We start from the raw sequence: 14,539 nt of genomic DNA, 5'->3' as shown, positions 1-14,539 counted from the left end.
GTATGTTTTTTCAGAGAACTCATCGAGCCGAGTAGTCTTACGTAGGCTATTCTATCGTCTCCCACCATCTCCTTAGTGAGTTGGCGAGGGATGTTTGTAAACTTTACAGACGAATAGGCGGACTTTAGCGATATAAGCGATTTGATAGAGGATTATTCATCATCAAAGCTCATCCTCCCCGAGCAGTTCTCGGAAATCTCGAAGGTTCAGGAGCCTTAACTGAAAGAGATGCCTTTGAAACATTAAAAAAACTAGATTTACAAACCAAAGAATACGATTCCCTTTCAGACAGTCTCTCTATCAGTGTACTTCCAGATTGTTATGTCAAAAAAATGTACGGACATTGTGCCAAAGAGGTTACTCATGCAGTTGGGATCCGCCCCAACGCTGATGGCTCAGCAGATTATTTTGACTACAAACTGGCTGCAGCGACACTCTCCCTAAAGGAACCCACTCAGATTGAAGTTTACCGGACAGCAATATTTCAAAATATCCTGCTATTTAACCTATACGTCCATTATTTTGTGTAGCAGGATCTGTAGCAGTGTTTGACCGAATGATGACTATCAAAACCTAGGGTTTAGCCGTCACTCTGTAGGCTTATATAAAAGAAAAATCGTTGTAAGTATAAGTCTTACAACGATTTACGCTAATTTAGAAGGCTGTTTTGACGACCATTTTAAAGTCATCTTGAAGCCGCTTTGCGGAGAGAGAGGGATTCGAACCCCCGGTACCTCTCGGTACGGCAGTTTTCAAGACTGCTGTAATCGACCACTCTACCATCTCTCCTGTTGCAAGGTGCGAAATATGAACTGGTTTAGTCTGCTATTTTGCACTGAATTTGCAAGGATTTGACTCCTGCACCGAAGTGCGTGGCTCAAATGTGATGCAAAAGTACTACTTTATTTTTTTACTTCCAAATTTCTCGGGAACTTTTTCGACTTTTCCCTCAAAATTTGTGGTTTTATAGAGCAGACATCTCCGTTTTTCTGGAATAACTTCTTTGTATGGTTCTTCATTTGCTGAAGCTCCTGCTCTAGCATAAAGTAGGGATTGCGATGTAAGCTGGGCATAATTGCTGCAGTGTTCCTATCCTTGCAGAGCAACAAACTGCAGGCGGTGGACGTCAAGCAGACGGATGTGGCGTCCCTCCACGGCAATGAGTCCTTCTTCGGCCAACTGCGCAAGCGTGCGAATAGCATTGGCCGTACTCATATTGCTCAAGGCTGCCAATTCGCGACGTGTGAGGTGCGCAAGCACATCCAGTTGTCCTCGTTCGGTGCGGTTGGTGCGATGCAAGAAAAGCAAGGTTTCCGCCATCCGCCCGCGCAAATGACCTTGTGTGAGACTCACCATACGGCAATCAGAAGTCCCAAGTTCGTGCGCTAAACGGCGCAGTACGTAGTGGATGACCTCAGCAGAATGTAACAGCGTGTGGCGCACACAACTGAGAGGAATGGTCCAAATCTCGCTATCTTCAAACGCCTCAGCCGACACCACATAAGGTTCATCAGCTAGCGCAGCTCCATATCCGAAGACATCTCCATGTGCAACAAAGCGGAGAATCTGATACTTCCCTGCTCCCCCCATGCGCGACACCTTGACTGTGCCGGCGTGCACATAAAAGAGTTGCTGCGGCAGTTCCCCTTGCCGAAAGACCGCTTCCCCTTTCTCCAAATACAACACCTCCTTCGCACTATCGAGGATAGCGCGCTGTTCGTTGCTAAGAATCTGCCAAAAATCCGCAGCATTTTCGACAGAATCCCAAAGACTATAGGCGGTATGCGAGTTCATAGGGATGAAATATCTTGACTATCTATGTTGGTGTGTGGGGCATTAGAAGAGAAAAAAACGAATCTGCGCTTCTTCTCTATTACAAAAATACGAGCTTCTCTATGGCCTACCAAATTTTGAACATTGTTTCATTGTTTCACATTTAGTAAATCAAAGTTCACCTCGATTCCCACTCTTTCTCAAGCAGTGAATCACCATCTAGACTGGGGAACTTCTGGGATGGCCTATCACTACAGAGCCTACAACAGCACGTAAACAAAGAGTGGTTCATCGGAAATTCCGACAAACCACTCTATTTCTATCCAGAAGAAAACGAACAGACTAAGCCACGCCTGCTGGACAGCAAGAGATTATTGGCTTAGCCAATCGTATTATCAGCAAACGTATTATTTCTTTTGCCTCAACGCAGCCGCGCGGTCAAGCGCAAGGGTGATGTGCGAACAGATGTTTTCTTCTCCGATGAGGGCTGGGAATCCGGCACGTTCCAGCACCGCACGCACCTTGGGTTGCACACCCGAAAGGATGATTTGCGTGCCATCGCGCTGCGACATCAAGCAGAGGTTCTCCAGATTGTGCACACCAGTGGAATCTATGAAAGGCACACGGCGCATGCGAATGATGCGGATAGCGGGATGGTCCTGCATCTCTGCCGTCATCTCCTCAAAGCGATTGGCCACACCAAAGAAGAAGGGGCCGTTGATTTCATAGACCTCCACCCCTTCTGGGATGATGAGTGCCTCCTCATGCAGCGGAATATCTGCTACGGGGTCAGCATTGGGGTCAATCTCTTTGGTGAAAATCGACAGTTGCGACACCTCTGCCATGCGGCGCATGAAGAGCAAGCAGGCGAGCACCAGACCTAGTTCGATGGCAATGGTGAGATCGAAGACCACGGTGAGCACGAATGTCACGAGCAGTACCACCACATCACTCTTGGGGCGGTGCGTGAGTTGGGCAAAGGTGCGCCACTGACTCATATTGTAGCTCACCACCACCAGGACACCTGCCAGAGTGGGCATGGGAATATATGCCGCCAAAGGCATGGCGAGGAGGAAAATCACCAACAACACCAAGGCATGAACCACCCCAGCAATGCACGTGCGAGCACCATTGTTGATATTGGTCATGGTGCGGGCTATAGCCCCTGTGGCAGGGATGCCGCCAAAGAAAGGAGCTACGATGTTGGCAATGCCTTGTCCGATGAGTTCTTGGTTAGAATCGTGGTGATCGCCAGTGACACCATCGGCTACAGTAGCGGAGAGTAGGCTCTCGATAGCTCCTAGAATGGCAATGACAAAGGCCGTGGGCAGGAGCGCATTGAGGGTGGTGAGGGTGAAATGTCCCTCGGCATCGGTGAAGAGTGCCGCCCAGTCAAGCTGGAAGGCCGTGATACTGGGCAATGATGCGGTGATGGCACCAAAACGGTCGCCGATAGTGGCGATGTGGGTGAGTCCACTCTGGTTGGTGAAGTAAACCACTGCGGTGGTGACGATGATGGCGAGGAGCGAACCTGGGAGGCGTTTCATCCATCGGGCACTAGCCACGATGATGGCGATGCTCACCACACTCACAATGATGGCATCCCACTGCAAGGTGGTGATGTTGCGGAAATAGCACGCCCACTTGTCGATAAAAGCTGCTGGCACTCCGCCTTCGATGGTAAGTCCTAAGAGATCTTTCACCTGCGTGGTGAAGATGGTGAGAGCAATACCTGAGGTGAAACCCACCACGATGGGATAGGGGATGAACTTAATGACACTGCCTAGGCGGAATAGCCCCATGAGGACGAGGAGGATACCCGCCAAGACGGTGGCAACCAACAAGCCCGACAAACCAAACTTGGCGACTACACCATAGATGATGACGATGAAAGCTCCAGTGGGGCCGCCTATCTGCACGCGACTGCCTCCAAAAAGGGAGATAATCAAACCTGCTACGATGGCGGTGATGATGCCGATGCCGGGACCGATGGTGTGTTCGGCATCTCCTCCAGGAGAAGCGGCGATGGCAAAGGCTATAGCAAGGGGAAGAGCTACAATGCCCACAACGAGTCCTGCCATGAGATCGGCAGAAAACAGGGCTTTGCTGTAATGACGAAGGTCAATGAGGATACGTGGTTTCAAATACTTAGACGTTAAAAGTTAGACACTAGACGTTAGACATTAGACGTTAGATGTTAGACATTAGACATAGGAGCTTGGGGAGAAGAAGCTAGACGTTAGAAATTAAAAAGCTAGCGCAGTCCATGTCCGCATGGCACTAACGTCTAACGTCTAATCTCTAACGTCTAAACAACGTCTAAGCAACGTCTAAACAATTTCTACACGACGTTTCTTTGCCCGAGCCACTGTGTGGCGAGCAGAAAGGGTCTGTGACCCTCTAACGTCTAAACTCTAACGTCAAGTTTACTTCAATTTGGCGCAAGCCTCCTTGATACGGCGCATGGCCTCGACGATGTTTTCATCACTTGTGGCATAGCTCATGCGGAAGCACTGAGGACTGCCGAAACTGTCGCCACCTACGCAAGCCACGTGGGCTTCTTGCAAGAGATAGAGGGCGAAGTCGTCCGAAGTGTGGATGGTCGTTGTGCCATCTGTCTTGCCAAAATAAGAAGAACACTTGGGGAAGAGATAGAACGCACCTTCGGGATCGTTCACCTCAAATCCAGGGATTTCCTTTGCCAAACGGACAATGAGATTCTTGCGACGGAGGAAGGCTTGGCGCATCTCCTCTACGGGAGCTTGATTGCCGTTGAAAGCCGCCACAGAAGCCTTTTGAGAGATAGAACCCGCACCAGAGGTGTATTGACCTTGTAGCTTGTTCACCGCCTTGGCAAGGGCAAGAGGAGCAGCCACAAAACCGATGCGCCATCCAGTCATGGCATAAGCCTTAGACACACCATTGATGATGGCGGTGCGCTCTTGCATGTCGGGCAAAGTGGCGATGGAGGCGTGCTTGCCCACATAGTTGATATGCTCGTAGATTTCATCGGCGATGATGACAATCTCGGGATGTTGGCGGAGCACGTCGGCAAGACCTGCCAATTCTTCGAGACTATACACCGAACCTGTGGGGTTGGAGGGGCTGCAAAGGATGATGGCTTTGGTGCGAGGAGTGATGGCAGCGGCCAACTGTTGGGGCGTGATTTTGAAATTTTGCTCGATGGTGGCTTCTACAAATACAGGTTCACCATCTGCCAAACGCACCATGTCGGGATAGCTCACCCAGTAAGGTGCAGGAATGATGACTTCATCGCCAGGATTCACCACAGAGAGGAGCACGTTGCACACCGCTTGCTTGGCACCATTGCCCACCACGATTTGCGTAGGTTCGTAGTGAAGGCCATTTTCACGCTCCAATTTAGCGCAGATGGCTTGACGAAGATCGAGATAACCAGGCACAGGGCTGTAGCGCGACCAGTTGTCGGCAATGGCTTGTTGGCCAGCAGCCTTGATGTGGTCGGGCGTATTGAAATCGGGTTCGCCCACAGAGAGGTTGATAATGTCGATGCCCTGAGCTTTGAGTTCTGCACTCTTTTGCGACATAGCCAAAGTGGCAGAAGGGGCAAGGCGATTGAGACGATCGGAAAGTTGCATAATGTGAGGGGATGGATTGAAGAGTAAAAAAGGCTGATAGCGAACAGTGGAGTCAGCAACGTGACTACCGAAAAGTTTTCGGCTCGAAAGTCTCCAGAGGATCGAGGAGACCTCCGAGCCGTGATAGGTTTGCACCGCGATGCAGAACGATTATCTGCGGCGGCCCAACAAGCGGAGGATGTAAAGGAAGAGGTTGATGAAGTCGAGATAAAGGATAAGACTACCCATCAGCGCGACTTTCATGGTAGACTCTTCGTCTGCTTGGTTAAACTCATGCACCAAGTTTTTGATTTTCTGGGTGTCATAAGCCGTGAGCCCTGTGAAGATGAGCACACCAGCGATGCTGATGAGGAGGTCGAAAGTGGAACTTCCAAGGAACATATTCACCACAAGGGCGATGATGAGTCCGATGACTGCCATCGAGAGGATGCGGCCAATCAGGGAGAGATCTTTCTTGATGAAAAGTCCCACTACGGACATCGCGCCAAATGTGCCTGCCGTGATGAAGAAGGCGTTGACAATATCGGCTTGTGCGTAGACTAAGAAGATGCACGAAAGGGTGACACCATTGAGAATGGCGTAGAGGGCAAAGAGCACTCCAGCAGTCATAAACGAGAGTTTGTGGATGCGCGCAGAGAGATACCACACCATGGCCACTTCGGCAATGAGAAGTCCGTAGAACACGATGGGTGAGCTGAAAACCATGTTCATCAGAGCGGGCTGAGTGACCATGGCAAGGCTCGTAAGTCCGGTCATGGCGAGTGCCAGAGTCATCCAGAGATAGACCTTCTGCATCACAGCGGGAAAGCTCAGCGAGCGACCTTGCGCTGCATAAGAGCGAGTGTAATTGTTCTGAGGTTGATACATGAGAGAATTAGTATTATTGATGTAAAAACTACTGAGTACCGAGAGAGTTATGCTCCGACATGGGCTAGCACATTGCAGAGAAAGGAAAAAGGTGGTGACGAGATTAGGAGATTTTCTCGGAGAGTTTGGATAAAGTCTCCGAGGTTTTTGAAAAGTTCTCCGAGGTATTTCAATACTTCTCCGAGATATTTCAAAACTATTCCAAGATAATTGGAAGAAAGTTGGAGTTTTTCTTCTCTACTCTTCCACCCTCTTTGCCGTGCCAACCGTGAGCAACTACGCCCATCGGCCTACTTGTTCAGATGTAGTGCGTGGTGCATGCGCTCCTGTTTGGTGAGGAGATAGCGATGATTGTGCTCATTGGCTTGAATCTCCATAGGCACATTCTCCACAATCTCAAGGCCATAGGCTTCTAAGCCCACACGCTTCACAGGATTATTGGTGATGAGGCGCATCTTCGTCACACCGAGGTCGCGGAGTATCTGAGCCCCCACACCATAGTCGCGCTCGTCGGGATCGTAACCCAAATGCACATTGGCATCTACCGTGTCGAGACCTTCTTCTTGTAGCTTGTAGGCTGCGATTTTTGCCATCAGTCCGATGCCGCGTCCCTCTTGATTGAGATAAAGCACCAGACCTTTGCCCTCCTTCTCGATGAGTTCCATCGACTTGTGGAGCTGGGCACCGCAGTCGCAACGACAACTGCCGAAGATGTCGCCCGTCACGCAACTAGAGTGTACGCGCACGAGGAGGGGATCACCAGGCTTCCAGTCGCCTTTGAAGAGGGCCACGTGTTCGAGTCCATTGCTCTTTTGGCGATAGGGAATGAGGCGGAAATCGCCATATTCGGTGGGCATGCTCACTTCTTCGCCGCGCTCGATGAGACTCTCCTCTTTGAGGCGATAGGCAATGAGGTCTTTGATGGTAATAATCTTGAGTCCCTCTTGAGCAGCAAACTCTTTGAGCTGTGGCATACGCGCCATTGTGCCATCTTCGTTGAGAATTTCGATGAGGCAAGCCACGGGTTGGAAACCAGCCATACGCGCCAAATCTACCGCAGCTTCGGTGTGTCCAGCGCGTGCCAGCACACCGCGGTCTTGGGCGTAGAGCGGATTGATGTGTCCAGGACGACCGAACCATTCGGGACGGGCTTCGGGATCAGCCAAAGCGCGCACAGTGGCTGCGCGGTCGTGGGTGGAAACACCTGTGGTGCAGCCTTCGAGGAGGTCGACGGTCACGGTGAAAGGCGTGCCGAGCACCGAAGTGTTGCTTTGCACTTGGTGGTCGAGGTGAAGTTGTCGGCAACGCTCTTTAGTGACTGGGGCGCAAAGCACGCCACGTCCCTTTTGGAGCATATAGTTGATCTTTTCGGGTGTGATGAGTTCCGCAGCAGTGATGAGGTCGCCCTCATTTTCACGATCTTCATCATCGACAACGATGAGAAATTTTCCAGCCTTGAAATCTTCCAAAGCCTCTTCTATGGTGGAAAGTTGAATGTCTGCCATGTGATGGTGTCTTTATGTTGTTGTGTGGTATGCTTAGTGGTGTGACTATAACTAAGGCATCATAGCCGATGCTGTAAGGGACTAACGTCTAATCGCTATCGTCTAACGCCTAAACTCTAACGTCTAACGTCTAAACTCTAACGTCTAACGTCTAATTGTTCTTCGAGTTTGGTCATGCACTGAATCGTCTGCCGCAAATCTCGTGCCAAACGCAGGCGGAAACGCCATGTTCTCACCCAAATGAGCAAGCCCAAGGGGAAGAGCAGGCCAAAGATGTAGTTGACCCACTGGCGAGAGAAAGGCGTGGTGTGCGCGTGTGCGTAGATAAACGGCACACGGTTGAGCGTATCGAGCACGTGCATGTCTCGGGTGTTTGCCAAATCTTCCACCAACTCTTCGATGCGCTCGCTGAGTTGTTCCATGCGATGATCGGGACGTGTGCGGAAGAAGAGACGGAAATAGTTGGGTGCGAGCCACAAACGCTTCGTTTGTCGGTAGTCCTCGGCTTCTTGACGAATGGACTGTGCCAATAGCAAGTCTGCCTCCACGTCGGGCGGAGTGATAATCACCTCCTTGCGGAAGAGATGTCGCTTGGTGCGGAAGCCCAAAAGGCGACGTAAGAAGGCCAGATAGGCATCAAGATTGAACACTACTGAGTCACGATTGGCCATAAAGGTGAGGTATGCTCCAGCTGGTGTGAGGATGAAGGTGGACATCCACATTCCCACCACCATGTTGATGCTACCATCGCGCGCCATCTTCATGCCCGAGGTGTTAATGATGTAGTAGAGAATGAAGATACCTACCGAGATGATGGTGGGCATGCCCAATCCGCCCTTGCGGATGATGGCTCCCAGGGGCGCACCGACAAAGAAGAAGAGCAGACAAGCCAAAGCAAGGGTGATGCGTAGGTGCCACTCCACCTCGTGCTTGCGGACATAGTATTCTTGATCTTCCACGGCCTCATTGCGCCAAGTCATTTCAGTGGAGAAACTCTGGAGCATGGTGGCCGTGCGGTTGCGAGCGCGCTCCATCTTCTCTTTGGGAATCTTGGCAATCAGGCTATCAAAGTTCAATTTTTGGCGAGAGAGGGCACGTATTGTGGCTAGGGAATCCTTGCTTGTGAAGGCTGGCGTGGTGGGCAACGCACGTCCGGCGTATTCTGCCGAAGAAGCGAGGGCTGCCGAGTCGATTTGCAAGTTCATCGAATCGATAAAATTGGCCAGCGCAGGCCAGTTCTTCGCCTGCGGTAGGAAGGCCAACTCATTGGCTTCGATTTGGTTGAAGTTGGCATCGAAGTCGATGAGCAACTGCTTGTACATAAACGTCTCACGATCGTAGGGCACACTCTCACTCTTGAAGACATTGACGTCTTCTGACTTGAGATTTTGAAATTGTTCGCCCGACCACAGGGTGAGTTTCATGTGCATCTTGTCGGCCGTCATCTCGATTTTGGCCGAATCGGCTAAAACAATCTGTGCGCGGTCGAAACCTTGGTCCATCTTGTAGATGATGGTGTTGTAGAGCATGCCAGTTTGCGCGTTTTTCTTCACCACATAGAGGTTGAAATCGCGCATGTTATAGAACACCCCTTCGGGAATTTCGACAGCAGGTTGGGCGATTTTGATGGAAACAAGGAGTGCGCGAAGCTGCTTTTGGGCGTTCGTGGAGATTTCGTTTTGAAAGTAGAAGACGAAAGCCGACAGCGGGAGAATGACTAGGAGAATGGGGCGCATGACTCGCACCAGCGGCACACCAGCAGCCTTCATGGAGAGGAGTTCGAGGTTCTCACCCATGTTACCAAAGGTGATGAGCGAGGCCAACAACACCGCAAGTGGCAGCGAAGTGGGGATAAGATAGACCGAAACGTGCCAGAAAAATTGTCCAAGCACGTCTAGGGTCAAGCCTTTACCCACGAGGTCATCGACATAGCGCCACAAGAATTGCATGACAAACACGAAGAGGCAAATGAAAAATGCGCCTACAAAAAGTTGTAGGAACTTGCCGAGGACGAACGTGTCAAGCCGTTTTATTCTGAAAAATGCAAAGAATTGGCGCATAGTTTGAATTGTCGCGCTGGAGAATTGGGAGCTACCCATCCTCGTCTGCGCAGTTTGTGGAGCAAAGTTAGCACTTTTTTTTCGTTCTTATGGGGGTTTCTCCTTGAAATCGTGGAAGAATGCCACTGAACCTCGCCTCGCAGAGAAAAGGAAGAACAGGGAACCGATTTTCAAGTGGACAATAAGCAATTTGGAGCTTACACACAAATTAAGGCCGCTATCGGAGAATGTTCTTTCCCAAAAGCCTTACCTCCTCTCATCCCATGCAATATCACCCCATAGTCCAAGCTGCATCTAACCCAAAACTCCCCACCGATGCGATGATCAGCGGGGAGTTGTCGATATGTTATTGGATGGAAATCCATCTAAGTGGCTTTTCTCAATGAGATTACTTCACTTCTTTCAAGCTATTGGGCACAGCTTCAAACTTGCCCTTGCCAGTAACCTTGTACTTGATTTCATGAATCTTCTTCGCACCATTGTCATAAACGGTGAACTTCACGGTGTAGATGACTTCGACACCTTCCACAGGCACTGCATCGGGATAGTTCAAAGTGAGACCAGCTGCCATAGTTTCGTAGAGGTTCTTTTGGAGCAATGCGGGGATGTCGGCATCTGCCACGTCCTTAAACACGGCAGGGGTGTTCTTGCGAACGGTAGCTGCACTGAAGTCCACGTTACTGTAGTGGGAAGAAATACCCGAGTAGCTTTCAGCATTGCCGCGGCCTTCGATGTATTCTGCACCCTTGTTGGCCTTCACCCATTCCACAATAGATTGGTAGAATGCCTTGGCTTCTGCATCACCTTGGACACCGAGGGTCACGGTAGTGGAAGGATCGTACACCCACTTGTGGTTGTTGAGCACGAATTGATCCTTACCAGGCTCCATGTTCACCTTTTGGTTACCCACCACGAGGCTATCGAGCTGCACGGTGGTTGTAGCACCAGTCTTACCGTTGCCATCATAGCGGAGGGCAAGTTGCACTTGCTTACCAGCATATTTGGAGAGGTCGGCATTGATGGCTTGCTTGAAAGTGCCGAAAGACTGACCAGCAGCAGGTATTTCAATCTTCACTTGCTTGGTGAGGTCGGCAAGAGGCTGACGAGAAGGCACAGTTTCTTGCGTGAGAGTCTCACCATCATAGAGAAAGACGCTGAGACGTCCACCCTTTGGCACATAGTGACCATAGAGTGCATCGAAGGTGAGCTTCGATCCCTTGGTGATGGTGAAGATGGGAGAAACGAGGTAGGTTTGCACAGAATCCTTCTGCTTATAAGCTGAAGCCTGAAGGTAGTGTGCGTTGTTGCGGAACTGGGTAGACCAAGCAGCCTTGTCACCGCCGAGGGTGGTGAGCGTTTGCCAATCCTTCACAGCAGCAGGCTGCACCGCCTTGTTTTCCGTGCCTTCAAAGTCTTGATAGAGATCGAGTGCACCAGTAGTTTCGTGGCGATTGTAGTTGACAATCACTGCGCTACCATTGTCGGCCGTGAACCACTTCTTGGCGAGGAATGCAGGCATGTATTCAGCTGCGGTGATTTTCTCGGTGAACTGCTGCTTCTTAGCCAAAGCTGCGAGTTCCTTTTCTTCGCCATTCTTTTTCGCAAGAGCCTTGTTGGTAGCATCTTCAGCGATGGCCTTGTAGTCGTCAGCGGTGAGCGTGTAGTTGATCTTCTTAACGTCAACGGCGTGATGTCCCTCTTTCAGACCTTCAAATTGGTCGTTATAGTCGCTGCAAGCCGTGGTGAGGGCTGCTGAAGCGAGAAGAGCGATATATAAATGTTTCATTGTTGTCGATGAAATATAGTTGAGAATATGAACTCTGAGGCTCAGGGATTAGAAATTCACCTTGAGCTTGATAGACATCTGGCGACCGAAGCCGTAGAATACGCGATAAGCGGTTTGCCAATCGTGACCTGCGCCGTCGTAAGCCTGACTGATGTATTCTTGGTCGAAGAGGTTCTCCACATTACCAGAGATTGTGGTCTTGTAGCCACCCATGTTGAAGGTGTAGCCAGCGGAGAGGTCTACCAAGCTATATGCAGGCACCTTCCAAGGTGTCTCAAAGTTCTTCACACCATTGATGGAGAGATCGCGACCGCTGAGGGAGTAGTCAGCATAGTAGTTGGAGAAGTGCTTCCAATCCAAGCCGATGCGGAGACCTTCCATGGGATATACGGTGAATCCGAGGCTAGCGGTGAACTGTGCAGAACCACCTTCCTTCACGCCCTTTTGGTTGAGGGTCATCTTGGCGTGGTCATCAGCGTAGATGCCAGAAGCAATCTTACCCTTAGCATCTGCGAGGGGCTGACCTTGTGAGTTGTAGAAGTATCCCACAGCGTTGTTGGTCCAGTGCCAATCGCCCAAAGAGAGCATACCGCGCACGGAGAACCACTTCACGGGCTTGTAGTCGAATTCAGCTTCAACACCTTGGTGGAGGGAGTTTACGCCCTGCATGTTGATGAGACCGCGGTCAGCATTGCCAGCAGCATCGGTGATGTCGAGCGAACGTGCCATTGCCTTGTCCTGCCAGATGGTGTGGTAGGCGTTAAGATTGAAGTTGAAGGAAGCAGTGTGGTAAGTCCAACCAGCTTCTACTGAGTAAATCTTCTCATTAACGGCATTGGGGTTGATTTCGTTAGAAACGTCACCAGAGAGGAAGAGACTGCTCAAGAGGTAAGGTGAGCGAGAAATCACACCACCATTGACAAACACGTTGTGCTGTCCGCCCCATCCGTCGATGTGTGGGAACTTGTAGTTCACACCACCCTTGACAGTGAAGCCGAGTGAACCGTGGCTTTCGCTTTCTGCCTTAGACTTTTCGTAGTAGAAACGGTCGTAACGCCATTGGTTGGTGTAGCTGAGCGAACCAGAAAGGAAGGCAGTGAGGTTGTTGTAGTCATATTCAGCTTGACCAAACACACCACCTTGGTTCACGTGTCCGTCGTAGTCGCGGCGCACGATGTCACCCACAGAGAGTTTTTGATATTTGAAGAGAGGATCTGCCGCAGCACTATTGTTGGCAGCCTTCACATTCGCGCGAAAAGCATCGATGTAGTAAGCACCATTGAAGAGATCAGTGATGCGGTTGTTGTGCGTTCCTACATAAGAACGGAGGTCAACACCAGCATATACATTGAGGCGTTCGCTCATTTCCTTGGTGAAAGTAGACACGAGGCCATACCAGCGGTGCTGGTTGTTGCTCATGGTCATCACCATTTGTGAGCCGCTTTCGCTCTTTTCGTTGAGGTCTTGCACCTTGCCATAGTCGAAAGTACCATCAGCACGGCGGAAGCTCATGTTCAACACGCCATTGTTAGTGCCATACCATGAAGAGTTGTAGGCAGCCGTACCCATACCTGATTCACCACCACCGTATCCGAGAGAGAGATAAGCCACGGTATTGAGTGAAGCCGTGTTAGAAATCTGCCAGAGGTGTTGGAGTTGGATTTGGGGCTTGTGGTAAACATTTTGAGCAGAGTGGCGCACACGTCCTTGGTTGTCATAACCGAAGGTAGCATTGTAGCGATACTTCTCCTTGTAAGGCATATATTGTTGCACATCTTGCCAACCTTGCACGGTGAGTCCATCGTAGGAGGTACGGCGGTTGTGCCATTGAGGTGCACCAAATGCAGTGAGCGAAATCATGTGATGCTCACCGAGATCTTTAGAGATAGAGAGGAAATAGTTCCAACCTTGGAAGTCTGAACCTTGGATGTAGCCATCACCCCAAGTGCGTCCGCCGAGGAGGTTGAGTGCCCAGCCATTTTTAGTGCGACCAGTAGAGAGATTGAAGGTGAGCTTGTTGTAGCCATCGTTACCCATGCCATAAGAGAAGTAACCGCCCTTCTTAGCATCGGTTGATTTGGTCACGATATTCACCGATCCACCCACAGAAGGTGTGGACACCTTAGCAGCACCAAGACCGCGCTGTGTCTGGATGCTAGAAGCAACGTCGGCGAGACCGGCCCAGTTAGACCAGTAAACACCACCCCACTCCATGTCGTTCATCGAAACGCCATTGACGAGCACAGCGATGTTCTCACTCTTAAAGCCACGCATAGAGATTTTGGAGTCACCATAACCACCACCTTCGCGAGTCACATATACGCCAGGGGTAGATTCGAGCACCTTGGGGAAGTCGGCGGTACCCACTTTCTCTTCGATTACTACCGATCCGAGGGTGGTGAGTGCCACAGGAGTCTTGCGTGCCACCGCGCGAGTGGTCACCACAGCATCCTTGAGTGCCACAGAAGTTTGGCTCATGGGCACGAAGCCGAGGTCACGGTCGCCAGAGATTTGACCACCAGCGAGGGTTTGCGTTTCATAGCCCACGCAGGAGAATTGAAGATTTTGCTTCGCGCCCTTGGGAGCTTTGAGGCTGAACTTACCGTTTTCGTCGGTAATGGTTGCCACTTTCGTACCTTGCACCACAACGGTCACGCCTGCAATAGGCTCGTTGTTCTGACTGTCGACCACTGTGCCCTTGATCACTGCCGATTGCGCCATAGCACTCACGGGGGTAGCTACGGCTACAATGGAGGCGAGTAAGAATTGCTTGTTCATTTTGGGGTGTTGTAAAATGAGATTTGAATTGTTTACGTCGGCAAATTTACAAAGTTATCTTTACTCGCGAGAGGAATCCTGCCGTAATTTTGGGGTAAACGTGTGTTTTTTAAGAAACTAGCTCTCGCTTCTGCAAGCCTACTTTGCAATTTC

At 50.5% G+C, this 14,539-nt stretch carries 8 protein-coding genes and 1 tRNA gene; all 9 read right to left on the bottom strand.

What is annotated here, in order from left to right; all coding sequences use genetic code 11:
* Positions 1 to 704 precede the first annotated feature (704 nt).
* Positions 705 to 789 (bottom strand) — tRNA-Ser (locus HMPREF9999_RS01500).
* 300 nt (positions 790 to 1,089) lie between these two features.
* Complete coding sequence (locus HMPREF9999_RS01495; protein ID WP_009436477.1) at positions 1,090 to 1,794, bottom strand: Crp/Fnr family transcriptional regulator; 705 nt, start codon at positions 1,792 to 1,794, stop codon at positions 1,090 to 1,092.
* Positions 1,795 to 2,180: 386 nt separating this feature from the next.
* Complete coding sequence (locus HMPREF9999_RS01490; protein ID WP_044062875.1) at positions 2,181 to 3,917, bottom strand: SulP family inorganic anion transporter; 1,737 nt, start codon at positions 3,915 to 3,917, stop codon at positions 2,181 to 2,183.
* A 282-nt stretch (positions 3,918 to 4,199) separates the two neighbouring features.
* Positions 4,200 to 5,393, bottom strand: a complete 1,194-nt coding sequence (locus tag HMPREF9999_RS01485; protein ID WP_044062889.1) for a pyridoxal phosphate-dependent aminotransferase — start codon at positions 5,391 to 5,393, stop codon at positions 4,200 to 4,202.
* A 147-nt stretch (positions 5,394 to 5,540) separates the two neighbouring features.
* Positions 5,541 to 6,257, bottom strand: a complete 717-nt coding sequence (locus HMPREF9999_RS01480) for a Bax inhibitor-1 family protein (protein ID WP_009436473.1) — start codon at positions 6,255 to 6,257, stop codon at positions 5,541 to 5,543.
* 290 nt (positions 6,258 to 6,547) lie between these two features.
* Complete coding sequence (locus HMPREF9999_RS01475; RefSeq protein WP_009436471.1) at positions 6,548 to 7,762, bottom strand: bifunctional 3,4-dihydroxy-2-butanone-4-phosphate synthase/GTP cyclohydrolase II; 1,215 nt, start codon at positions 7,760 to 7,762, stop codon at positions 6,548 to 6,550.
* Positions 7,763 to 7,899: 137 nt separating this feature from the next.
* Positions 7,900 to 9,822: an LptF/LptG family permease gene (locus HMPREF9999_RS01470; protein ID WP_044062874.1), complete on the bottom strand. Its 1,923-nt coding sequence runs from the start codon at positions 9,820 to 9,822 to the stop codon at positions 7,900 to 7,902.
* A gap of 388 nt (positions 9,823 to 10,210) precedes the next feature.
* On the bottom strand, positions 10,211 to 11,608 hold the full coding sequence (locus tag HMPREF9999_RS01465; protein WP_009436468.1) for a choice-of-anchor J domain-containing protein: 1,398 nt from the start codon (positions 11,606 to 11,608) through the stop codon (positions 10,211 to 10,213).
* Positions 11,609 to 11,656: 48 nt separating this feature from the next.
* The gene (locus HMPREF9999_RS01460) at positions 11,657 to 14,386 is read right to left on the bottom strand and encodes a TonB-dependent receptor (protein ID WP_009436467.1); all 2,730 of its coding nucleotides are present in this window, start codon (positions 14,384 to 14,386) and stop codon (positions 11,657 to 11,659) included.
* Positions 14,387 to 14,539: the final 153 nt, after the last annotated feature.

The sequence above is a fragment of the Alloprevotella sp. oral taxon 473 str. F0040 genome (assembly GCF_000318095.2).
Lineage (GTDB): Bacteria > Bacteroidota > Bacteroidia > Bacteroidales > Bacteroidaceae > Alloprevotella.
This window is presented reverse-complemented; position numbering and strand designations above follow the sequence as displayed.